We start from the raw sequence: 21,850 nt of genomic DNA, 5'->3' as shown, positions 1-21,850 counted from the left end.
ATGGATCTGCACTTCGGTGACAGCAAGCCGACGGACGAGGAACGGGCGGCCGTCGACGCGCTGCTCGGTCCTCCGGAGTCCTCGTGGGAGGGCGCCGACCGGTCCGACGCCGACCTCAGGTGGGCGCGCGGTGGCCGCGAGGCCCGTGCGCGCCGGGACCTGCTGCTGCCGGGACTGCACGCCGTCAACGACCGGGTCGGCTGGATCAGCGAGGGCGCGCTCGGCTATCTGTGCCGCCGGCTGACGGTACCGCCGGCGGAGGCGTACGGTGTCGCGACCTTCTACGCGATGTTCTCGCTGAAGCCGCGCCCGGCGACCGTGCTCCACGTCTGCACGGATCTGGCCTGCATGACGGCGGGGGCCCAGGAGCTGTGCGAGGGGGTCGAGTCCCGGCTGGGCCCCGGCAGCGGGGTGAGCGTGGAGCGCGGCCCCTGCCTCGGTCTGTGCGAGCGGGCTCCGGCCGCGCTCGCGGTCAGGGCGGGCGATCCCGTGCGGACGGCCGTGGCGGCGCCCGCCACCGTCGAAAGGGCCGTGCGGACGGCGAGCGCGCCCGGCTCGGCGGCCGAGGAACCACCCGCGGAGCGGGCCCTCCCGCAGGCCGGCGACCCCTCCCTCGTCCTGCTGGGCCGCATCGGCGTGGCCGACCCCGCCGACCTGGACGACTACCGGGCGCACGGCGGGTACACCGCGCTGCGGCGGGCCTTCGCGCTCGGCCCCGCCGGTGTCGTCCGCGAAATCACCGACGCGGGTCTGGTCGGGCGGGGCGGGGCCGCCTTCCCCACCGGCCGCAAATGGGGGGCCACGGCGTCCGCGCCCGACACACCCCACTATCTCGTGTGCAACGCCGACGAGTCCGAGCCGGGCACCTTCAAGGACCGGGTGGTCATGGAGGGCGACCCGTACGCCCTCGTCGAGGCGATGACGGTCGCGGCCTACGCGGTCGGCGCGCACCGGGGCTATCTGTATCTGCGGGGCGAGTACCCGCGCGCCCTGCGCCGCATGGAGCACGCCATCGGCCAGGCACGCGCGCGGGGTCTGCTCGGTGACGACGTCCTCGGGCAGGGGTACGCCTTCGACATCGAGATCCGGCGTGGCGCGGGCGCGTACATCTGCGGCGAGGAGACCGCCCTGTTCAACTCGATCGAGGGCCACCGGGGCGAGCCGCGCTCCAAGCCGCCCTTCCCCGTGGAGAGGGGCCTGTTCGGCAGGCCCACCGCCGAGAACAACGTCGAGACGCTCGTGAACGTCCTGCCGGTCCTGACCATGGGCGCCGAGGCGTACGCGGCGATCGGCACCCCGGGCTCCACCGGCCCGAAGCTGTACTGCGTGTCGGGGAGCGTGGAGCGCCCCGGCGTCTACGAACTGCCCTTCGGGGCGACGCTGGGAGAGTTGCTGGAGCTGGCGGGCGTGCGGGACGGCCTGCGGGCGGTGCTGCTCGGCGGCGCGGCGGGGGGCTTCGTACGGCCCGACGAACTGGACGTCCCGCTCACCTTCGAGGGCACCCGGGAGGCGGGCACGACCCTCGGCTCGGGCGTGGTCATGGCCTTCGACGACTCGGTCCCCCTCCCGCGCCTGCTGCTGCGGATCGCCGCGTTCTTCCGTGACGAGTCGTGCGGGCAGTGTGTGCCCTGCCGGGTCGGGACCGTGCGCCAGGAGGAGGCGCTGCACCGGATCGCCGAGCGCACCGGCGCGGCCGCGGGAGACGACATCGCCCTGCTGAGAGAGGTCGGCCGCGCGATGCGGGACGCCTCCATCTGCGGTCTGGGGCAGACCGCGTGGAACGCGGTGGAATCCGCGATCGACCGTCTGGGGGCGTACGAATGACCGCGATACCGCTCGGGACTCCCCGTCGGCTGCTCGAATTCACCCTTGACGGTGAACCGGTGCGCGCGCCGGAGGGCTCGACGATCCTCGACGCCTGCCGTTCCGCCGGGAAGGACGTCCCCACCCTGTGCCACGGCGACACGCTGACCCCGAAGAACGCCTGCCGGGTCTGTGTCGTCGAGGTCGAGGGCGCCCGCACCCTCGCCCCGGCCTGCTCGCGCGAGGCGGAGCCGGGCATGCGGGTGCGGACGGACACGGAGCGCGTCCGCCACAGCCGCCGGATCGTCCTCGAACTGCTCGCCTCCTCGGTCGACCTCTCGACCACTCCCGAGGTGGCGGGGTGGATCGATGAGTACGGGGCCGAGCCGGACCGGTTCGGCCCCGACGCCGCCCGTGTCGAGGAGGAACCCCGGATCGACAACACCCTGTACGTACGCGACTACGGCAAGTGCGTCCTCTGCTACAAGTGCGTGGACGCCTGTGGCGACCAGTGGCAGAACACCTTCGCGATCTCGGTCTCCGGACGCGGCTTCGACGCCAGGATCGCCGTGGAGCACGACGCCCCGCTGACCGACTCGGCGTGCGTGTACTGCGGGAACTGCATCGAGGTGTGCCCGACCGGCGCGCTGTCCTTCCGGTCGGAGTTCGACATGCGGGAGGCGGGTACGTGGGACGAGTCGGCGCAGACCGCGACGACCACGGTGTGCGCCTACTGCGGTGTGGGCTGCAACCTCACGCTGCACGTGCAGGACAATGAGATCGTCAAGGTCACCTCTCCGCACGACAACCCGGTGACCCACGGCAATCTCTGCATCAAGGGCCGTTTCGGCTACCAGCACGTACAGAACCGGGACTGATCAGGACATGGGACGAGTCACGGAACGACGCAAGGTGATCCGCATCCGGGACGGGGCCGAGAGCACCCGTCCGGACACGCTGGTCGCCGAGGAACCCCTGGAGATCCGCCTCAACGGCAAGGCGATCGCCATCACCATGCGCACCCCGGGAGACGACTTCGCGCTCGCGGCGGGCTTCCTGGTCAGCGAAGGGGTCCTCGGCAGGGCGGACGAGCTGCAGAGCATCGTCTACTGCGCGGGAGCGACGGCGGACGGCTCGAACACGTACAACGTCGTGGACGTACGGACGGCGCCCGGCGTCGTCATGCCCGACATCACCCTCGAACGCAACGTCTACACGACGTCGTCCTGCGGTCTGTGCGGAAAGGCGAGCCTGGACGCGGTCCGCACGACGGCGCGCTGGACCATCGACGACGGTGACGACGCTCCCCCGGTCCGGCTGGAGCCCGCACTCCTCGCCGTCCTCCCCGACCGGCTGCGTGCGGCGCAGCGGGTCTTCGACCGGACCGGGGGTCTGCACGCCGCGGCGCTGTTCACCGAGGACGGCGAGCTCATCGACGTACGCGAGGACGTGGGCCGCCACAACGCGGTCGACAAGCTGGTCGGGCGCGCCCTTCAGGACGGCAGGCTCCCGCTCTCCCGGACCGTCCTGCTGGTGTCGGGGCGGGCCTCCTTCGAGCTGGCGCAGAAGGCCGTCATGGCGGGTGTCCCGGTCCTCGCGGCGGTCTCGGCCCCCTCGTCCCTGGCCGTGGACCTCGCCGCGGAGTCGGGCCTGACCCTGGTCGGCTTCCTGCGCGGCGCCTCCATGAACGTGTACGCGGGCGAGCACCGCATCGCCCTGCGGGCCGCGGCCGCCCAGGGCTGACCGGCTCCCCGCGACACGGCGGCGGGGCCCCGACCGGCGGGGAGCGCCCCCTGCGCCGAAGGGGTCCCGCTGTGTCCTGTCCTGTCCTGTCCTGTCCTGTCCTGTCCTGTCCTGTCCGGGCCTGTCCGGGCCTGTCCGGGCCCGGTCCGCGCCGGCGGGTGCCGGCCGGTGCGCGGGGCGTCAGGATCCCTTCGGCTCGCTCACCCGGCGCTGAGGCGCACCTGCCCGACGGTGACGACCGTGCCCAGCCGGGGGAAGTCGAGGCGGACGGAGGCGTCGTGCTCGGCGGCGGTGAGGGCGGCCATCGCGTCCTCGGCGAAGACCAGGTCGTAGCCGAGGTCTCCGGCGGCGCGGGCGGTGGACTCGACCCCGAGGTTGGTGGCGATCCCGCCGAACACCAGTGTGGAGATGCCGCGTTCCCGCAAACGGTCGTCGAGACCGGTGCCCTGGAACCCGCCGATGGACCGCTTGACGATCTCCAGGTCGCCGTGCGCGAAGAGTCCGGCGACCAGGCCGCTGCCGGGCGGCTGTTCGACCGCCCCGGGCCGCTCGACCCGGACGAGGACGACGAGCGCGCCCGCCTTGCGGAAGGCGGTCGCCAGCTCCTCGGCGGCGGAGAGGACTGCGGTGCCGCCGCGGGGCTCCACGGGCAGCCCGACGATACGGTCCATCAGATCCACGAGCACCAGGGCGGTGCGCGCGGGATCGAGGGCGAGGCGGGGTGCGGTTCGGGGTGCGGTCATGACGGAACGTTAGCCGTCCTTAGCCGTCCGTACCGGAAATCCGGATCAACAAACCCGTGAACTGATCCCGTTCGGCCGTCAGGCGCGGGGGTCGCGGCCCGCCGTTCGCCGCGCGCGGCCGGTTCGTCGTCCGCGCACCGGACGCCGGGAGCGTCCCGTCCGGCGCGCAGTGGGCGAACCGCTCGGCACGGACCCCGCACGGCGGAAATCTGGCGTGAACACGACCGGTACCTGCTCCTTGTGGGGTGCTTGAGGGCCCAAGTAGCCTCTGTGGCCCGCACATCGGACGTCGGATGTCCGATGTCCGATGTCCGGCACACCCAGGTCGCCCAGACGCATGAAGGGCAGGTCGCACCATGCCGTCAAGCCTCCGCGCACGTCTGAGATCCACCGCGGCAGCCGTTCTCACGGCCGCCCTCACCGCCGCCGCGTTGATCGCGCTGCCCGGTCCGGCCGGGGCCCAACAGTCCGCCGCACCGGGCGAGTTCGAGCAGCAGGTGCTCTTCAAGGCCGCGCAGGATTCCGGCTACGCGTGTTTCCGCATCCCGGCCGTCGTACGGACCACGCGGGGCACCCTGCTGGCGTTCGCCGAGGGCCGCGTCCACGACTGCGGCGACGCGGGCGACATCGACATCGTCGTCAAACGGTCGACGGACGGCGGCCGCAGCTGGGGCCCGCTCCAGGTCGTGAACGAGGGCGCGGGCGACACGCACGGCAACCCCGCGCCCGTCGTCGACCGGGAGACCGGCCGCGTGGTGCTGGCGCAGACGTACAACACGGGCCGCACGGACGGCCGCGGTTGCGACGTCCCCTGCGACCGCACCCCGCATCTGCAGTACAGCGACGACGACGGTCTCAGCTGGTCCCGGCCGCGGGACCTGAGCGACGAGATCCTCCCGCCGAACTGGAACTCCTGGTACGCCACCGGCCCCGTGCACGGCATCCAGCTGACCCGCGGCCGGCACTCCGGACGCCTCGTCTTCGGCGTCAACACCGAGACCTGGGACGGCAGCCGGGTCACCGCCAACAACGCCGCCCTCATCACCAGCGACGACGGCGGCGACCACTGGAGGATCGGCGCGACCGACTCCTGGCCGATCGCGGCCGACGGTACCTTCCGCCAGAAGCCGTCGGAACTGACGCTCACCCAGCGCGCCGACGGTGCCGTCCTGGTCAGCGGGCGCGAGCAGGACGGCACCGATCTCGGCCACCGGACCCAGAGCGTCAGCCGTGACGGCGGCGACAGCTTCACCGCCCCCTTCCGCGACCTCCCGGACCTCTACGCACCCCAGGTCCAGGGCTCCGTCCTGCGCCTGGACGACCGGATCCTGCTGGCCTGCCCCGGCGATCCCGACCGGCGCAGGACCATGATGATCCGCTCCTCCTACGACGGCGGCCGCACCTGGGACAGCGTCGACCGCGGCACGGTCGTCACCACGGACTGGTCCGGCTACTCGGACCTGACCCGGATCGACGGCGACACCGTGGGCCTGCTGTACGAGGGCGGCGCGGTCGACGCGCGCGACGAGATCCGCTTCGCCCGCTTCACCGAGGACTGGCTCACGCCGCGCCGCGGACCGGACCCGACGACGGCCGACCTCGCCCCGCACACCGCACGGGCCGCTGTGCTCGGCGGCGCCCACGAGGCGGCGGGCGTGCTGGGCGGCGCCCTGGAGTTCGACGGCGCCGACGACGCCGTACGGCTGCCGTACCAGGACCGCCTCACGCTCGGCACCAAGGACTTCACGGCGTCCCTGTGGTTCCGCTACACGGCCGCCACCGGGGAGCAGCCGCTGATGTGGATGGGCGGAATCGGCACGACCCAGCCGCAGGTGTGGATGCGCGCCGAGCCCGCGTCCGGCCGGATCACCGCGCTGATCACCACCCGTGACGGCGCGACGGCCCCGGCCACCGCGTCGGTACGCGTCCCGGGCGCCCGCAACGACGGTCAGTGGCACCATCTCGTGCTGCGCCGGGACCACGGCGCCGGGCTGCTCACGCTCTTCGTCGACGGTACGTCGCTGAGCACACCGGACGTGCCCGGATCGGTCAGCCGCAACTCGCCGTTCGGCGTGCACGTGGGACAACGGATGGACAGCCGGGCCTACTTCACCGGCACGATCGACGAGGTCCGGGTCTACGACCGGGCGTTGAGCGACTCGGAGCTGTCCGCCGCCCCGGACCGGAGGGTGACCCCGGACACCGTCCTGTATCTGCCCCTGGACCACGTGGGCGGTGGCCACTGACGTCCCGTCCGTGCCCGACGGCGCACCCGTACGACGGCGGTCCGGGACCGGCTTCGGTGTGCCGCTCGCCGCCCTCCCCCACGACGACGAGGAGGGCGGCGACGCGCGCCGGGCCGTGCGCGGCCGCCCCGGCGGCGCGGGCGGATCTCAGTCGGAACGCCGCGCCGTACCGACCGCGGCTCGTGAGCCCGCGCCCGGGTTCCGATCCGCGGCCGGGCGGACCGCCCGTGCGTCCCCGGCGTCCCCGGCGGCCCCGATCGCCTCGGGATCGCGGGCACGGCGCTTCGCGATCACCGCGCACACCATGAGCTGCATCTGATGGAAGAGCATCAGCGGCAGCACGGCGAGCGAGGCGTGCGCGCCGAACAGGACGCCCGCCATGGGAAGCCCGGACGCGAGGGACTTCTTCGACCCGGCGAACTGGATCGCGATCCGGTCGCCCCGGCCGAAGCCCAGCGCCTTCCCGCCGTACCAGGTCAGCGCCAGCATCACCGCGAGGAGCAGGGCCTCCACGAGCAGCAGTCCGGCCAGCCGGACCGCGCTGACCTGGTGCCAGATGCCCTGCACCATGCCCTCGCTGAACGCGGTGTAGACGACCAGCAGGATCGACCCGCGGTCGACATACCCGAGGACCCTCTTGTTCCGGGTGATGAATCCGCCGATCCAGCGCCGCAGCAGTTGCCCGGCGAGGAACGGCACCAGCAGTTGCAGCACGATCTTGACCAGCGAGTCCGGGGAGAACCCGCCGCCGCTGCTGCCGAGCAGGACCGCCGCGAGCAACGGGGTGACGACGATGCCCGCAAGCGAGGAGAAGGAGCCGGCGCAGATCGCGGCGGGCACGTTGCCGCGGGCGATGGAGGTGAACGCGATCGACGACTGGATCGTCGAGGGGACGAGCGTCAGGAAGAGCAGACCGGAGTAGAGGTTGTGCGTCAGGAACACCGGTTCCAGTCCGCGCGCGGCGAGACCGAGCAGCGGGAAGACCACGAAGGTGCAGGCCAGCACCGTGACGTGGAGCCGCCAGTGCTTGAGCCCTTCCATCGCCTCCCGGGTGGAGAGCCGGGCGCCGTACAGGAAGAAGAGGAAGGCGATCGCCGCCGTGGACGCGCCCGAGGCGACATCGGCGCCCGCGCCGCGCGCCGGAAGCAGGGCCGCGAGGCCCACCGTCCCGAGCAACAGCAGGATGTAGGGGTCGATCGGCATCCAACTCGGCCACTGCAGGCGTTTCACGGTGCTCCACTGCTCGCTTGTCGTAGATCGTCCGCCGAGGCGGGTCGTGCCCTCTCCATCGTCCTCCTCGCTTCCGTGATCGGGAATCCGTCATACCGTTCTGACTGACATCACGATCCGCGATAACCTGAGACCGTGTACGACCCGTCCCAGCTGCGTACCTTTCTCGCGGTGGCCCAAACCCTCAGCTTCACCCAGGCGGCCCGACGGCTGGGGCTGCGCCAGTCGACGGTCAGCCAGCACGTGCGCCGGCTGGAGGACGCCGCCGGACGGCAGCTGTTCTCGCGCGACACGCACTCCGTGGAGCTCACGGTGGACGGCGAGGCGATGCTGGGCTTCGCGCGCCGCATCCTGGAGGTGCACGAACAGGCGACGGCGTTCTTCACGGGCACCCGGCTGCGCGGCCGCCTGCGCTTCGGCGCCTCGGAGGACTTCGTGCTGACCCGGCTGCCGGAGATCCTGGAGGGTTTCCGGTACGACCATCCCGAAGTGGATCTGGAGCTGACGGTCGAGTTGTCCGGCACGCTGCACGAGCAGCTCGCGGCGGGCAGACTCGACCTGGTGCTGGCCAAGCGGCGGCCCGAGGACCCGCGCGGCGAGCTGGTCCGGCACGACCGCCTGGTCTGGATCGGGGCGGAACGGCTGCGCCTCGACCCCGACCGTCCGGTCCCGCTGATCGTCTACCCGCCCCCGGGCATCACCCGCGCCCTGGCCCTGGAGGCGCTGGAGCGCCAGGGCCGGTCCTGGCGCATCGCCTGCACCAGCGGCAGCCTGAACGCCCTGGTCGCGGCGGCCCGCGCGGGCCTCGGTGTGATGGCCCACTCCCGGGGGCTCGTACCGCCCGGCCTGGTCACGGTTCCGGAGCGGGCGGGACTGCCGGAGCTCGGCGAGGTCGACTTCGTCCTGGTGCACGGACAGCGCCAGGCGTCCGCGCAGGGCGCGGCGAACGCGCTGGCGGCGGCGATCCTGGGCGGCGGTGACCGGCTGCACCGGGGACAGCCGGGACCGCGCGGCCGCCCGCTGCCGCCACCTGGATGATCCCGTCGCCACCGGGCCGATCCCTCCGTCATTCGCCCTCACGCCCCCGTATCGGCAGGATGGGGCCATGAGCGAGATCCACACCCCCCGTCTTCTCCTGCGCCGCTGGCTGGACGACGACCTTGTCCCCCTGTCCGAGATCCACGCCGACCCCGAGGTGATGCGGTGGATCGGCGACGGCGCCACGCGTTCCCTGGAGGAGACGGCCGAGGACATCGAGGCATGGGAGGAGGAGTGGGACGAGGAGGGCTTCGGGATCTTCGCCGTCGAGCTCCTGGGCTCCGGGGAGCTGGCCGGAGCGGTGGGACTGTACCTGGCCGACGCCCCGTCGGCGATCGCGGGCGAGGTGGCGATCGGCTGGCGGCTCGGGCGGGCGTTCTGGGGGCAGGGTTACGCCTCGGAGGCGGCCCACGGCGCGCTGGAGTTCGCCCTGCAGGACCGCGGCCTGGACCGGGTCGTCGCCGTGTGCCGGACCGGGGACACCGCTTCCACGAACGTGCTGGGCAAGCTCGACATGCGACCGGAGGGCACCGCGCAGGATCCCGTGCACGGGAACGACCTGCGGGTGTTCGGGATCGACCTGACGGAGTTCGAGGGGTAGACCGCCCCGACCCTTGCCCCGTCCCCGACCCTTGCCCCGTCCCTGGCCCTCGCCCCGCCCTTGCCCGGCCCTGCGCCGCGCTCGCCCGACGGGGCCGCCGCGCGCCGCCGACGCGGCGGGAACCCCTCGCACGCGCCCCTGTCCGGCGGGGCCGTCGCACGCGTTCCCGCCGCCGCACGAGGACGGCAAATCCGGCATCCGGGATCCTGTCGCCAGGGCGCCGTCGGTCGTACAGATTCCGTGGAGATTACGGGATCGAAACCTACGGTGCCGTAAGGAATTCTGTCCGACCCTTCCCCATGTGCGGGCATTTCCGCGACTGACCTGTGCGGACGCCGCGTGCTCCCCCACTCCGGCGCCCCTCCCGTCCGGCGGCCCCGTGGGGTAGCTTTCACGGCGCTGTGCGGAGCGCCACTAGGAGCGGGATTGCGCGAGTTCACCAACTCTCCGTTGGCGTCGGCGCCGCCGGTGGGCGGCCTGGCCGACGTCGTGTTCGACCATGCCAAGGAGGATCCGCTGCACATCGCGCTCGGCCGCAAGGACGAGCAGGGACAGTGGCGCGACGTGACGTCGGCCGAGTTCCGTGACGAGGTCCTCGCCCTGGCCAAGGGCCTGCTCGCCCACGGCATCCGGTTCGGGGACCGGATCGCGATCATGTGCCCCACGCGCTACGAGTGGACGCTCTTCGACTTCGCGTTGTGGACGATCGGCGCTCAGGTCGTGCCCGTCTACCCGACCTCCTCCGCCGAGCAGGTCTTCTGGATGCTGCACGACGCCCAGGTGTCGGCGGTCATGGTGGAGCACGAGGACCACGCGATGACGGTCGCCACCGTCGTCGACCGGCTGCCGCAGCTGCACAAGCTGTGGCAGCTGGACGCCGGCGCGGTGCAGGAGCTGTACGAAGCGGGCGCGCACCTCGACGACGAGGTGGTGCACCGGCACCGGCGCGCGGTCACGCCCGAGTCCATCGCGACGATCATCTACACCTCGGGCACCACCGGGCGCCCCAAGGGCTGTGTCCTCTCGCACGCGAACTTCATGTTCGAGGCGGACACCGTCATCGAGCGCTGGGAGCCGGTCTTCCACTCACGGCGCGGTGACCAGGCGTCCACTCTGCTGTTCCTGCCGCTCGCGCATGTCTTCGGGAGAATGGTGCAGGTCGCGGCGTTCCGCGGGAAGGTCAAGTTCGGCCACCAGCCGCAGCTCAACGCGGCGGCCCTGCTGCCGGACCTGGCCGCGTTCCGCCCGACGTTCTTCCTCGCGGTGCCGTACATCTTCGAGAAGGTCTTCAACGCCGCCCGCCGCAAGGCCGAGAAAGAGGGCAGATCAGGACCGTTCGAGAAGGCCGTCGAGGTCGCCGTGCGCTACGCGGACGCGATCGAGGAGAAGGCCTGGGGCATCGGACCTGGCCCCTCGGCGGCCCTGCGGGTGCAGCACCAGTTCTTCGACAAGGTCGTCTACTCCAAGGTGCGGGCCGCGATGGGCGGCCGGGTCAGACACGCGATGTCGGGCGGTTCGGCGATGGACCGGCGGCTCGGGCTGTTCTTCGCGGGCACGGGGGTCACCGTGTACGAGGGGTACGGGCTCACCGAGTCCACCGCGGCCGCCACCGCCAACCCGCCCGAGCGCACCCGCTTCGGCACCGTCGGCCAGGCGATCCCCGGCACCACCGTGCACATCGCGGACGACGGGGAGGTCTGGCTGAACGGCGGAAACGTCTTCCAGGGCTATCTCAACGACCCCAAGGCCACCGACGCCACCCTGCACGACGGCTGGCTCGCCACCGGCGACCTGGGCTCCCTCGACGAGGACGGCTACCTCACCATCACCGGGCGCAAGAAGGAGATCCTGGTGACCTCCGGCGGCAAGAGCGTCTCACCGGGCATCCTGGAGGAGCGGGTGCGCGATCATCCGCTGGTCGCGCAGTGCATCGTCGTCGGGAACGACCGGCCGTACATCGCGGCGCTCGTCACACTCGACGGAGAGGCCGTCGAACACTGGCTCCAGATGCGGGGCAAGCCCCCGCTGTCCACCGCCGACCTGGTACACGACCCGGACCTGGAGACCGAGGTGCGGCGCGCGGTGGTCGCGGCCAACACCCTCGTCTCGCAGGCCGAGTCGATCCGCACCTTCCGGATACTGGCCCACCAGTTCACCGAGGAACACGGATTGCTGACGCCTTCGCTGAAGCTGAAGCGGAAGGCGATCGAGAACGCGTACTCGACGGAGGTCGAGGCGCTGTACCAGGCATAGGGACTCCCCGCCCGCCCTTCCCGCTCCCGGCCCGAGCCATCCGCCGCTCCGCCCGGAAGCGACCCGCCTCCCTCGCCCCGTCGACGACCGCGCCCCACCGCCGGGCCCATTTCCGGCCAATCTCCGGGCCACGCCGTCAATCCACCGCGAATCAGCCGGTCAGGAATGCATCGGGGCCGGTGATCGTTGACCATGGGAGTACCACCCGACGACTGAAGGATCGAGAGCTCGTGAGCAAGGTCCCCCCGATCATCCTGAACAACGGTGTCGAGATGCCGCAGCTGGGCTTCGGCGTCTGGCAGGTCCCGGACGACGAGGCGGAGCGAGCCGTCGCCACGGCGCTGGAGAGCGGATACCGCAGCATCGACACGGCGGCGATCTACGGCAACGAGGAGGGTACCGGCAAGGCGATCACCTCCTCCGGCATCGCGCGCGAGGACCTCTTCGTCACCACCAAGCTCTGGAACAGCGACCAGGGGTACGACGCGACACTCCGCGCGTTCGACACCTCCCTGGAGAAGCTCGGCCTGGAATACGTGGACCTGTACCTGATCCACTGGCCGCTGCCGTCCCGGGATCGATACGTCGACACGTACAGGGCCTTCGAGAAGATCCACGCCGACGGCCGCGCCAAGGCCATCGGCACCTCCAACTTCCTTCCGGAACACCTGGAGAGGCTGATCGAGGCGACGTCCGTCATCCCGGCCGTCAACCAGATCGAGCTGCACCCGCACCTCCAGCAGCGCGTGGCCCGCGAGTTCCACGCGGAGCAGGGCATCGCCACCGAGGCATGGTCCCCGCTCGGCCAGGGCAAGGGCCTGCTGGAGGTCCCGGCGATCGTCGCCATCGCCCAGAAGCACGGCCGCACCCCGGCGCAGATCGTGCTCCGCTGGCACATCCAGCTGGGCAACGTCGTGATCCCCAAGTCCGTGACCCCGGCCCGGATCGCGGAGAACATCGACGTGTTCGACTTCTCCCTCGACGCCGAGGACATCGCGGCGATCAGCGCGCTGAACGAGGACCGTCGCATCGGTCCCGACCCGGCCGCCTTCGACGTGGGCTGACCAGCCCCGACTCCTCCGCAGGCCCGGACCCGCCCCGCGCGTCCGGGCCTGCGGCATTCCGACCCCCTGAATCGGCGTCAGCCCCCGGAACACCCCTCCGTCCGATTCCTGGACCGGGCCGACTCCGCCGAAGGTCTTGACGGGGTCATGCAAACAGGGCTTCCTTGTACCGCAACCCGGTAAGGAAAGTTTCCTAACAGAGGGGTCCCCCACATGCGCTCTCGAACACTGACCCTCGCGGCCGTCGCCGGTGCCGCGCTCCTCGCCACCGCCGCACTCCCGGCGACCGCCGCCCCGTCCGGCGCCGCGTCTCCCGCCTCCGCCCAGGAGGGCTCGGTCAGCGCGGCGTCGCTGCTCGCCAAGGTGACGTCCTGTTCGCAGATATCGAGCGGGAAGTACAAGACCGACGACGAGACCTCGGCCACCATCCCCGTATGCGGCAAGAACGGCGCCGTGTTCTGGAAGGCCGACATGGACATCGACTGCGACGGCCAGGTCACCACCCAGTGCAACGGCGACGCCGACCCCTGGTTCCAGGACGACACCGCCTTCCACCAGTCCGACGGCAAGCCGCTGCGGGCCGAGTCGCTGCCGTACGTCGTGGTGCCGAGCACCAGCAGCATCTGGAAGTACACGAGCTACGGGATCAAGGGCGGCGGGGTCGTCGCGGTGATCTACAACAACAAGGTCGAGTACGCCGTCGTGGGCGACACCGGGCCGACACAGATCATCGGTGAGGCCTCGTACGCCACGGCCAAGGCCCTCGGTATCGACCCCGACCCGGAGACCGGCGGCGCGGACTCCGGCGTGACGTACATCCTGTTCAAGAACTCGCAGGTGTCACCGATCGAGAGTCACACCGCGGCCGTGTCGCTCGGAGACTCCCTGGCGAAGCAGTTCCTGCAGAACAACTGAGGGCCGCGCGGGCTCGACGGGTGGGCGCGGGTGTCGTGGGCCGGTGCGGCGCCCACCCGTCGTCCACGCACGGATCACCGGCCCGCGCCCCGAAGCGGGCTCCCCGCGCCCGTCGGACGCACCGACCGATCGGCCGTACCACCACGGTGTCCGCGTCGGCGCCGGCGGGCCGGCCGATCGCCCGGACGATCGACCCCGCCGCCTGATCGCCCGTCAGGAGATCACCGGGCGGAAGGCTCCCGTAGTCGTCCCAGGTGCCCCGCGCGGCCGGGCGCGAGGCCGCCGGCCCGGGTCGCTCCGGCTTCACCGCGATGTGCGCCGTGTGCGCCGTCAGCAGGAACACGTCCTGGCGGTGGTGCCCGCCCGCCTTGTCCCGCGGGTCGAGAAGTCGGTCGAGGGTGGCGAGGTCGTCCGGGTCGAGCCCTTCGCCGAGGGAATCGCGCAGGCGGGTGGGGGCCGTGACTACGAAGGCACGGCCCTCGTCGGACAGCGGGGCGGGAAGTTCGACGAGGAAGGTCCGGGTCGCCGTGTGACCCAGACCGGCCGCCCTCGGGAGGGCGGGCCAGTCCTCGGTCTCCGCCACCGCTACGGGCAGCCCGCCCGCACCCGGTCGAAGAACTCGTCGTGGACGACGTCGATCCTGGACTGCAGACCGGGGCGGCTCATACCGAAGTCACGCGGAAGGTAGCGCGGGGGCAGACCGCCCTCCAGGAGAGCGAGGGTGCCGCCGGGCACGAGTGCGCGCGCGAACCCTGCGAGTGCGGCGCCCTGGTCCCCCACGTGGTGCAGGGACCTGCCGGCCCACAGCAGGTCGGCCGGGTACTCCACGTTGGTACTCCACGTCCCCCAGTCCGTCGGCGAGGTCGGTCCGCACCGTGCTGAAGCGGTCGCCGACGCCGCGCCGGCCGGTGCGGGCGCGGGCGCGCTCCAGCAGGGATTCCACGCCGTCCACGGCGACGACCCGCGCCTCGGGGAAGGCGTCCGCGAGCAGACACGAGATGACGCCGGGGCCACTGCCCGCGTCCACTATCAGCCCGGCTCGGGCCGCTGCTCCCTCAGCCAGGCCGCCGCCTCGGTGTACAGCGGGCTGAACAGCTCCGCCTCCTGCTCCAGCAGGGGAACCATGTCGGCGAAGTCCATGTGGTCGTGGGCGTGCCGGGGAGCGCTCCCGTGCCGGTGCCGCTGGATGTTCTCGTGGTCGTGCGCCATGGTGGCCGGCCTCTCGTCCGGGTGGGAGCACAGCGTGCTCCACGGCTCCCGGAAACGGCCAACGGCATTGCTCGAACAGCGAATCCGGCGGCAGGAAAAATCCGATGCGCCCGGAGTGGCCCGTCCCCGAGCATGGCCCCATGGACGACGACATGGTGGAGCGGTTCCTCGAGGACGGGTTCGTGCGGATCGAGGGCGCCTTCCCACCACGCGTCGCGGAGGACGGCGCGGGGCTGCTGTGGAAGGAGACGGGGTACGACCCGGACGACCCCGGCACCTGGGAGGACCCCGTGCGCTGGGTGAGCAGCATGGCGCAGGGTCCGTTCGCGGCCGCGGCCAACTCCCCCGCGTTGCACCGTGCCTTCGACCTGCTGGTCGGTGAGCGGCGCTGGCAGCCGCGGTACGCGCTGGGCAGCTTCCCGCTGCGGTTCCCGCACCCGGACGAGCCGGACGACGCGGGGTGGCACATCGAGGGAAGCTATCTCCCGGACGGCCAGTCGCTGTACCACTCCAACCTCTCCTCACGGGGCCGGGCTCTGCTGATGCTCTTCCTGTTCAGCGAGGTGACCGAGGACGACGCCCCGACCCGTATCAGGGTGGGCTCGCACCTCGACGTGCCGCCGGTCCTGGAGCCCTACGGCGAGGCGGGCGCCTCGTTCCTCGAACTCGGTCCGAAGGTGGCCGAGGCGTCCGCCCACCGCCCGCTCGCCCTGGCCACCGGACGGCCCGGCGACGTGTACCTCTGTCACCCGTTCCTGGTGCACGCGGCGCAGCCGCACCACGGCACGCGCCCGCGTCTCATGGCGCAGCCGCCCCTGTACCCGGCGGTGCCCCACGAGTTGGAGCGGGCGGACGGCGGCTACTCGGCGGTGGAGTCCGCGATCCGCCGGGGGCTGACCTGGCAGGCCTGACCCCCGGCGGATCACCGAGGACGTGCGGTTCGGGCGCCGTGCCGGTCGACGGCGGCTCCGTCAACGCCGGCTCCGTCGACCGCGGCTCCGTCGACCGCGGCTCCGTCGACCGCGGCTCCGTCGACAGCGGCTCCGTCAACGCCGGCTCCGTCGACGCCGGCTCCGTCGACCGCGGCTCCGTCGACCGCGGCGACGGATCCGTGTCGGCGTCGCGCACCGTCCCGTCGAGCCGGAGCGGCGTCGGCGCGGGGTCGCTCCCCGGCCATGGGGCCAGGAACCCGGCGGTGACCGGGCTCTACGCGTACAGCCGGGCCAGCGCCGCCGCCGTCCGCGCGATCCGGTCCCGCAGTTCGAGGGGCTCCAGCACCTCGATGGCGGCTCCGCGGGCGAGGAACTCGTCGTGGGCACGGTCCACGGACTCGATCGGGACGGTGGCCCGGGTCCAGCCGTCCGGCTCCCTCACGCCGCCCGCCGCCAGCGCGTCGCCCGCCGCGCCGGTGATCCGGGTTCCCGGCGCCACCCGGATCACCGCCTCGCCCCGGTGCAGCCGGTCGTGGAAGTCCCGTTGGTACGCCGTCCAGTACGCGGCCAGGTCGAAGTCCTCGGGGAGCGTGAACTCCTCTTCAAAGACGTCGAGTCGGAGGATCTGATCGACGCGGAAGGTACGGGGTCCCGGTCCCGCCACCACGTACCAGCGGCCCGCCTTCAGCACCAGACCGTACGGCTCGAGGCGGCGCCGTACATCGGTGGGCTCACGCCACCGCCGGTACACGACGCTCAGGACGCGGCCGTTCCAGACGGCGTCGGCGACGGCGGGGAGGTACGGGATGTCGTCGGCGTCCGCGTACCAGCCCGGCGCGTCGAGGTGGAAGCGGTCGCTGATCCGGTCGGCGTGGGCACGCAGCTCACGCGGAAGTGCCGCACGGACCTTCAGCCGGGCCGCGGCGAGGACCCGGCCGAGTCCGAGCTCGGCGGCGGGGCCGGGCACGCCCGCGAGGAACAGTGCCTCGGCCTCGCCGGTCGTGAGTCCGGTGAGCCGGGTGCGGTAGCCGTCCAGGAGCCGGTAGCCGCCCGCATGGCCCGCGTCGCCGTAGAGCGGTACACCGGCCGCGTGCAGGGACTCCACGTCCCGGTACACGGTCCGTACCGACACCTCGAGCTCCTCGGCGAGTTCGGCGGCCGTCATCCGGGCGCGGGTCTGCAGCAGCAGAAGAATGGACACCAGGCGGCTGGACTTCACTGACACAGGATGTCAGTGGAGCGGCTCTACCGTCCTGCCATGACCTCGACGACCCCCGCGGATCCAGAGACCTCGACGAGTACGGCACGTCCCGGGTCACGGACGAACCCTCCGACCACCGCGACCGCCGCTGCCTCAACGGGCTTCAGGGAGAAGCTGTTGACGGTGCCGCCGCCCATCGAGGTGGCGGGGCGGTGGATCAAGCGGTATCACGTCACCGCCGACCCGGCGGGCATCGCGCCCGAGGTCGAGGAAGCGGCGTACGCGCTGCTGCCGGCCCTGCTGCCGGAGCCGGACGGCACCCCGCCGGCGTCGTTCGTCGTCCTGCACCGGGGCGGGGACGACGGCGCCTACCTGAACGCGTACAGCTGGGTGTGGGACAACGTCCTGCACTTCCGGGGCGCGGCGGCGGGCCAGCCCGTACTGGGCTGCCCGGACCGGGACCCCAGCCACTTCGGGCCACTCGCGATGCCCTGGATCGGCTGCGTCTGGGAGTTGCCGCCGATCCTGCACGAACGCGACGCCTGGGTGCGGCACTTGCTGTCACCCACAGTCCCCGACCTCGCCGCCTACCTCGCCGACTCGCTTTCCGGGGGCACGACGGGAGGCCGTTCATGAGCGGGCCCGAACGACTTCGACTTCCCGCACGGTGACCGGAACGTCGACGTGACGAACCGGCTCGTGGAGTTCATCCGGCCGGGGGCTTCCTGAACGCGCGCGGCGCGAACCGCGGTTCGGGGCGGGGGACGTCCTGATCGGGCAGCGCTTCGAGCAGCGTGACGAAATGCTCCGTCAGCGGTTCGCCGGGCGCCGGCCGGGTGAACCAGCCGCGTCGCAGGTCGGCCACGGTGCCGCGCGGGGTGCGGCCCTGTCCATGACCCCAAAACCGGCTCCGGCCGGCCGGGACGAGGCCGTACTCGCCGGCGTACGCCGTCACCTGGTCCGCCGCGTCCCGGGCGGCCCGTCGCGGTCGCGGGGCGAGTACGGCGTCGATGTCGCTGCCCACGTCGTGCGCGGCGGCCTTGTCGACGGTGGTGACGTACACCCCGCCTGGACGCAGTGCCCGTGCGCACTCGGCGACGATGTCCCGGACGTCCGCGCCGCTGTCGGCGAGGTGCAGCGGCCATACGCTGGTGACGGCGTCGAACGAGCCGTCGGCGAAGGGCAGTCGGCGACCGTCGGCCCGTATCACGGAGCCCGGGAGCCTGGCCGCGGCCATCCGCGTCATGCTGTGCGCGGCGTCCGCGCCCGTCACCCGCAGCCGTGGGCGTGCGACGGCGAGGCGGCGGGTGACCGTTCCGTACCGCAGGCCGTGTCGAGCGGGTCGTGCGCGTCCTCGGGGACGCGGCCGAGCACCGCGTTCGCGGCCGCCTCGGCGCCGGGTTCACCGCCGCGGCCGGCGTCGTAGGCGGCTGCTTCCTTCTCGTGGTCCAGCACGCGGGTCAGGTGGCGCCGTGTCCCGGGGCGAGGTTCTCCACTCTGCGGGCGAGCGTGAAGTCGAGGTCGGTGACGGCGCCGCCGACGCTGTGCGTGTTCACGGTGAGGGTGACCGTGTCGTAGCCGAGTGTCAGGTCGGAGTGGTGGTCGAGTTCCTCCTGCACCTGGGCGATGTGCACGACCATCGCGGTGGCGGCGGAGTGGGATGCCAGGCGGTAGGAGCGGGTGAGGCGGTCGCCGTCGAGCGACCAGCCGGGCAGGTCCGACAGGCGCGTCTCGATCTCCTTCTGCGCCAAGGGCTCGACGGGCATGACTTGCTCCTTCGGTACAGCACGCGGGCGGGCTGCTTCCCAGCGTGCCACAGTCCTCGGGTCCGGTCCCTGCTACCGGGTTCCCCACCCCACCTCCCCTGTCCGGCCCGTGCCTTGCCGGGCGGCTTCCGCACGCGACCGACCGGGTGACAGCTTCTCCACGGACGCAGCACCCCTCTCCCGTCGCCGCTTGCCGGATCTCGCACGTCCGCATCTGCGAGACGATCGGTGCCGGCTGGAACATGACCCGATTCCGTAGGACGGTGGGTGTCCGGCCGTGTGACCACGTCAACGAACAGCGGCGCCCGCCCGAGTCGCTTCGGGACGAAGGGATCGTGGGTTCGCATCCTGCCGTTTCGACGCGGTTCTCAGCTGGAAGCCGCGATGATCTGCCCGATGACGGAGAAGCGTCGCTGACACTCCGGGCAGGTCGCCTCGCCGAAGGCATAGGTCAGGGCGCGCGCGACTTCCTCGTGTCCGTCGGCCAGGGCAAGGTCGTGGAGACGGCGGCCGAGACCTTCCAGGACGCGAGGATCGGCCGGATGGAGAGGAAAGGTCTCGACGTCGTCGGAGAGGGCGTCGCCGTCCGCCGTGCTGAAGGAGCCTCGCTCTCCGAACATCACCCACAGCGACGCGCAGCCGTCGGGGTCGGGGCACTCGAGCTCGTATTCCTCACCGACGACGCCCCAGACCAGGCCCTCCGCCCAATGGATGTCACCCTCCAGGTTCAAAACCGCCTCGACCAGATAGCAGTAGTCGTTCCGGGCGGCGGTGACCTGCCGCCGTCGGTTCGCGGCGCCCAGGAGGCGTGCGACTTCCGGGGCGTACTGGTGCCGCAGGTTCCGGGTTTCGTACCGCTGGTCGGCCTGGACGAGAAGGGCGCCGGACAGGTGGAGGGCCGAAGCCGCCTCGTCGGCCTCGCCGGTCTCCGCCAGGTCGGCCAGTGTGGGCAGCACCAGCGGATGGGCGACATCCAGGGAGCCGTTGTGGTGGAGCTCCGTCCAGAGATCGCTCCATGCCTGACTGTCCCGGCCCGTGGCAGCGCGTTCCAGCAGGGCCCTGAGGCGGTCGGAATCGGCGTCGTCCGCAGGCGGAACAGAAGAACTCGTCGTCACCTCCGGTATCCAAGCAGACGGGTCGCGAGCGCGCTTTCTCCCAGGGCGAAGGCCCCGGCCGATCACGGTCCGAAGGCGCAGAGACTCCCGGCGGTGTTCCCGTCGAGATCTCCCGTCTCGTCGAGGTTCGTGCGGTGGTGCGCTCCACCTGGACGCCGGGCACCGCGCCCCTCCACGATGTGCGGGTCGACGACGAACGGGGTCGGATCCGGGAGGAGTTGTGGGATGGAGGACCCGGTCCGGTGACAGGGCCAGGACCGCGATGGGGGATGATCCGCTCATGCGCGTACGACGAGGGGCTCGTTGGGTCCTGTGGGGGCTTTGGCTCGCGTGTCTGGTGTTCTCCATCTGGTTCTTTGTGGAGGTGATCACGCTCTTCCTGCAGGCCGAGTCCTGGTGACACTGTGAGGTGTCGTGCCCGACAGCGCTTCCACAACTCGACAGCGGTGTCGGGCCGAAGCACGACCTCAATCGGACGGCGACGGCGTGACCGGGGACCACATGCCGAGCCACTGCTCGGCGCCCCATGCCTCGAACCGCTCCACCTCGGTGAACCCCAGTTTCGCCGCGAGACGCATCGAGCCGACGTTGGCGGTCTGGGTGTGGAGCACCACCGGCTCGCCGGGAAGCGCGCCGGTGAGCCAGCCGAGTGCCGCCGCGCACGCCTCGGCGGCGTACCCGGATCCCCACGCCCGTGGCAGGAACAGGTAGCCGAGATCGACCTTCCCCTCGGCAGCCGGGCGACTGTGCCCCGGCGCTCTCCTGAGCAGGATCTGGCCGATCATCGACCCGTCGAGATCGACGACGAAGCTCCCGGGCCACCGCTCGGGCGTCCCGGGCATCTCGCGCTCGAGCTCGTCACGCGGCCGGGGGCCGCCGAGGTAGGTGTGCACCTCTGGCGACGCGAGCAGCTCGATGAACACCGCACGGTCCCGGGCCTCGGGTTCGCGGAGCACGAGCCGCTCGGTCCTGATCGGGGCGGGTGGCCAGGCGGCGGTTCCGAGTTCAGTCACGCCCATCAACCAATCAGCGGGCTCGGCGGCGATCAAGACTCGCGGAGCACGGCCGTCCGGCCGCGCACGAACCTGGCTCCCTTCATCTGGCCCCCTGGGAATCGATCGTCCGGGGAACCGGGAGGCGCTCTACCGGCGGACCGCCGAGATCAGACCGCCGGGCCGCTCCTCGCGCCGCGGCGGGGTGTTGATCGGGCGGCCGTAGGCGGCAGCGCGCTCGCGCAGGGTGTGGCTGTCGGCATCCCAGCCGTGCCCGGCCAGCCAGCCCACCGGGTCGTCGGGCATCTCCGAGATCCACAGGGACGCCGCCGATCCCGGCGCGGCGTCCACGCCGAAGCGTTCGATCACGCCGCGCGAGCCCAACGTCAGCCCCATCCGACTGCCTGCCGCCGACCGCGCGCCGATCCGGGCAAGCAGCAGCTCCACCGCGTCCTCGGGCAGATAGATCAGCAGTCCTTCGGCGATCCACACGGTCGGCTCGGCCGGGTCGTGCCCTGCGGCGGCCAGCGCGCCCGGCCAGTCCTCACGCAGATCCACCGCGACGGTGATCCGCTCGCAGCGTGCGACGGCCCGCTCCTGGCGCAGCACCGAAGCCTTGAAGTCCAGTGGCGCGGCGGTGTCGACCTCGAACAGCCGGGTGCCCTCGGGCCAGTCCATCCGGAAGGCCCGGCTGTCCATGCCGGCGCCGAGCAGCACGACCTGCCGGATCCCGGACGCGGCGGCCTGCCGCAACAGGTCGTCGAGGAACTTCGTCCTGACGACGATGGAGAACGCCACGGCCAGTCGGCGGCTTCGCGCGGCCTCGTCATCGGGCAGCGACGGTGAGGCGGGCCACAGGCCGCCGGCGGTGGCGAATGCCTGTGCCAGCGGGTCGCGGAACAGCGCGTTCTCCCGCTCGGTCTCCAGCGCCCGCACCCTGGCCACCCCGACCGCCGTGGCCCACACTCCCGACGGCCGCGCCCGCTCCTGCTCATCAGC

At 72.0% G+C, this 21,850-nt stretch carries 18 protein-coding genes and 2 pseudogenes; 11 read left to right on the top strand and 9 right to left on the bottom strand.

Annotated elements, in window-relative coordinates; genetic code table 11:
• The 3 genes from ACFVTC_RS17320 to fdhD are packed head-to-tail and all read left to right on the top strand — an operon-like array spanning position 1 to position 3,546.
• Complete coding sequence (locus tag ACFVTC_RS17320; RefSeq protein ID WP_390127695.1) at positions 1-1,824, top strand: NAD(P)H-dependent oxidoreductase subunit E; 1,824 nt, start codon at positions 1-3, stop codon at positions 1,822-1,824.
• A complete protein-coding gene (locus ACFVTC_RS17315) occupies positions 1,821-2,681 on the top strand; it encodes a 2Fe-2S iron-sulfur cluster-binding protein (protein WP_390127693.1) in 861 nt (286 codons plus the stop codon). The genes ACFVTC_RS17320 and ACFVTC_RS17315 overlap by 4 nt, the downstream gene beginning before the upstream one ends.
• Positions 2,682-2,688: 7 nt before the next feature.
• The gene (fdhD, locus tag ACFVTC_RS17310) at positions 2,689-3,546 is read left to right on the top strand and encodes a formate dehydrogenase accessory sulfurtransferase FdhD (protein ID WP_390127691.1); all 858 of its coding nucleotides are present in this window, start codon (positions 2,689-2,691) and stop codon (positions 3,544-3,546) included.
• Positions 3,547-3,746: 200 nt separating this feature from the next.
• On the opposite strand, the gene ACFVTC_RS17305 is transcribed toward fdhD, so the two are convergent.
• On the bottom strand, positions 3,747-4,289 hold the full coding sequence (locus tag ACFVTC_RS17305; protein ID WP_390127689.1) for an isochorismatase family protein: 543 nt from the start codon (positions 4,287-4,289) through the stop codon (positions 3,747-3,749).
• Positions 4,290-4,645: 356 nt separating this feature from the next.
• Between ACFVTC_RS17305 and ACFVTC_RS17300 the strand changes: the two genes are divergently transcribed.
• Positions 4,646-6,535: an exo-alpha-sialidase gene (locus tag ACFVTC_RS17300; protein WP_390127687.1), complete on the top strand. Its 1,890-nt coding sequence runs from the start codon at positions 4,646-4,648 to the stop codon at positions 6,533-6,535.
• A 147-nt stretch (positions 6,536-6,682) separates the two neighbouring features.
• Here the strand turns inward: ACFVTC_RS17300 and ACFVTC_RS17295 are convergent, their stop codons facing one another.
• Positions 6,683-7,765, bottom strand: coding sequence for a bile acid:sodium symporter family protein (locus tag ACFVTC_RS17295; protein WP_390127685.1), 1,083 nt, complete (start codon positions 7,763-7,765; stop codon positions 6,683-6,685).
• A 135-nt stretch (positions 7,766-7,900) separates the two neighbouring features.
• Here ACFVTC_RS17295 and ACFVTC_RS17290 point away from each other — a divergent pair, with 135 nt between their 5' ends.
• The 5 genes from ACFVTC_RS17290 to ACFVTC_RS17270 all read left to right on the top strand — a co-directional run bounded on the left by ACFVTC_RS17290 (position 7,901) and on the right by ACFVTC_RS17270 (position 13,636).
• Positions 7,901-8,803 (top strand): LysR substrate-binding domain-containing protein, encoded by a 903-nt coding sequence (locus ACFVTC_RS17290; protein WP_390127683.1) that lies wholly within the window; start codon positions 7,901-7,903, stop codon positions 8,801-8,803.
• 67 nt (positions 8,804-8,870) lie between these two features.
• Entirely contained in the window at positions 8,871-9,404 is a 534-nt protein-coding gene (locus ACFVTC_RS17285) for a GNAT family N-acetyltransferase (protein WP_390127681.1), read from the top strand.
• A 426-nt stretch (positions 9,405-9,830) separates the two neighbouring features.
• Complete coding sequence (locus tag ACFVTC_RS17280; RefSeq protein WP_390127679.1) at positions 9,831-11,657, top strand: AMP-dependent synthetase/ligase; 1,827 nt, start codon at positions 9,831-9,833, stop codon at positions 11,655-11,657.
• A 272-nt stretch (positions 11,658-11,929) separates the two neighbouring features.
• The gene (locus ACFVTC_RS17275; protein ID WP_390127891.1) at positions 11,930-12,721 is read left to right on the top strand and encodes an aldo/keto reductase; all 792 of its coding nucleotides are present in this window, start codon (positions 11,930-11,932) and stop codon (positions 12,719-12,721) included.
• Positions 12,722-12,934: 213 nt separating this feature from the next.
• Entirely contained in the window at positions 12,935-13,636 is a 702-nt protein-coding gene (locus tag ACFVTC_RS17270) for a glycoside hydrolase family 75 protein (protein ID WP_390127678.1), read from the top strand.
• A gap of 301 nt (positions 13,637-13,937) precedes the next feature.
• Here ACFVTC_RS17270 and ACFVTC_RS17265 read toward each other — a convergent pair.
• Positions 13,938-14,845, bottom strand: a pseudogene (locus ACFVTC_RS17265) (class I SAM-dependent methyltransferase); the annotation flags it as partial.
• A 140-nt stretch (positions 14,846-14,985) separates the two neighbouring features.
• On the opposite strand from ACFVTC_RS17265, the gene ACFVTC_RS17260 reads away from it, so the two are divergent.
• On the top strand, positions 14,986-15,756 hold the full coding sequence (locus ACFVTC_RS17260; protein WP_390127676.1) for a phytanoyl-CoA dioxygenase family protein: 771 nt from the start codon (positions 14,986-14,988) through the stop codon (positions 15,754-15,756).
• 295 nt (positions 15,757-16,051) lie between these two features.
• On the opposite strand, the gene ACFVTC_RS17255 is transcribed toward ACFVTC_RS17260, so the two are convergent.
• Positions 16,052-16,996, bottom strand: coding sequence for a helix-turn-helix transcriptional regulator (locus tag ACFVTC_RS17255; protein WP_390127674.1), 945 nt, complete (start codon positions 16,994-16,996; stop codon positions 16,052-16,054).
• A gap of 39 nt (positions 16,997-17,035) precedes the next feature.
• Here ACFVTC_RS17255 and ACFVTC_RS17250 point away from each other — a divergent pair, with 39 nt between their 5' ends.
• Positions 17,036-17,614, top strand: coding sequence for a hypothetical protein (locus tag ACFVTC_RS17250; protein ID WP_390127673.1), 579 nt, complete (start codon positions 17,036-17,038; stop codon positions 17,612-17,614).
• 70 nt (positions 17,615-17,684) lie between these two features.
• On the opposite strand, the pseudogene ACFVTC_RS17245 reads toward ACFVTC_RS17250, so the two are convergent.
• The 5 genes and pseudogenes from ACFVTC_RS17245 to ACFVTC_RS17225 form a co-directional block, all read right to left on the bottom strand.
• A pseudogene (locus ACFVTC_RS17245) lies at positions 17,685-18,433 on the bottom strand (class I SAM-dependent methyltransferase).
• Between the two features lie 5 nt (positions 18,434-18,438).
• Positions 18,439-18,744, bottom strand: coding sequence for a 4a-hydroxytetrahydrobiopterin dehydratase (locus tag ACFVTC_RS17240; RefSeq protein ID WP_390127671.1), 306 nt, complete (start codon positions 18,742-18,744; stop codon positions 18,439-18,441).
• Between the two features lie 368 nt (positions 18,745-19,112).
• A complete protein-coding gene (locus tag ACFVTC_RS17235; protein ID WP_390127669.1) occupies positions 19,113-19,859 on the bottom strand; it encodes a hypothetical protein in 747 nt (248 codons plus the stop codon).
• Positions 19,860-20,326: 467 nt separating this feature from the next.
• The gene (locus tag ACFVTC_RS17230; RefSeq protein WP_390127668.1) at positions 20,327-20,872 is read right to left on the bottom strand and encodes a GNAT family N-acetyltransferase; all 546 of its coding nucleotides are present in this window, start codon (positions 20,870-20,872) and stop codon (positions 20,327-20,329) included.
• Positions 20,873-21,001: 129 nt separating this feature from the next.
• On the bottom strand, positions 21,002-21,817 hold the full coding sequence (locus tag ACFVTC_RS17225) for a class I SAM-dependent methyltransferase (RefSeq protein WP_390127889.1): 816 nt from the start codon (positions 21,815-21,817) through the stop codon (positions 21,002-21,004).
• Between the last annotated feature and the right edge of the window lie 33 nt (positions 21,818-21,850).

Source organism: Streptomyces sp. NPDC057950 (genome assembly GCF_042887295.1).
Classification (GTDB): domain Bacteria; phylum Actinomycetota; class Actinomycetes; order Streptomycetales; family Streptomycetaceae; genus Streptomyces; species Streptomyces kaempferi.
The sequence above is the reverse complement of the archived record's forward strand: the minus strand, read 5'-3'. Positions and strand labels throughout refer to the sequence as shown.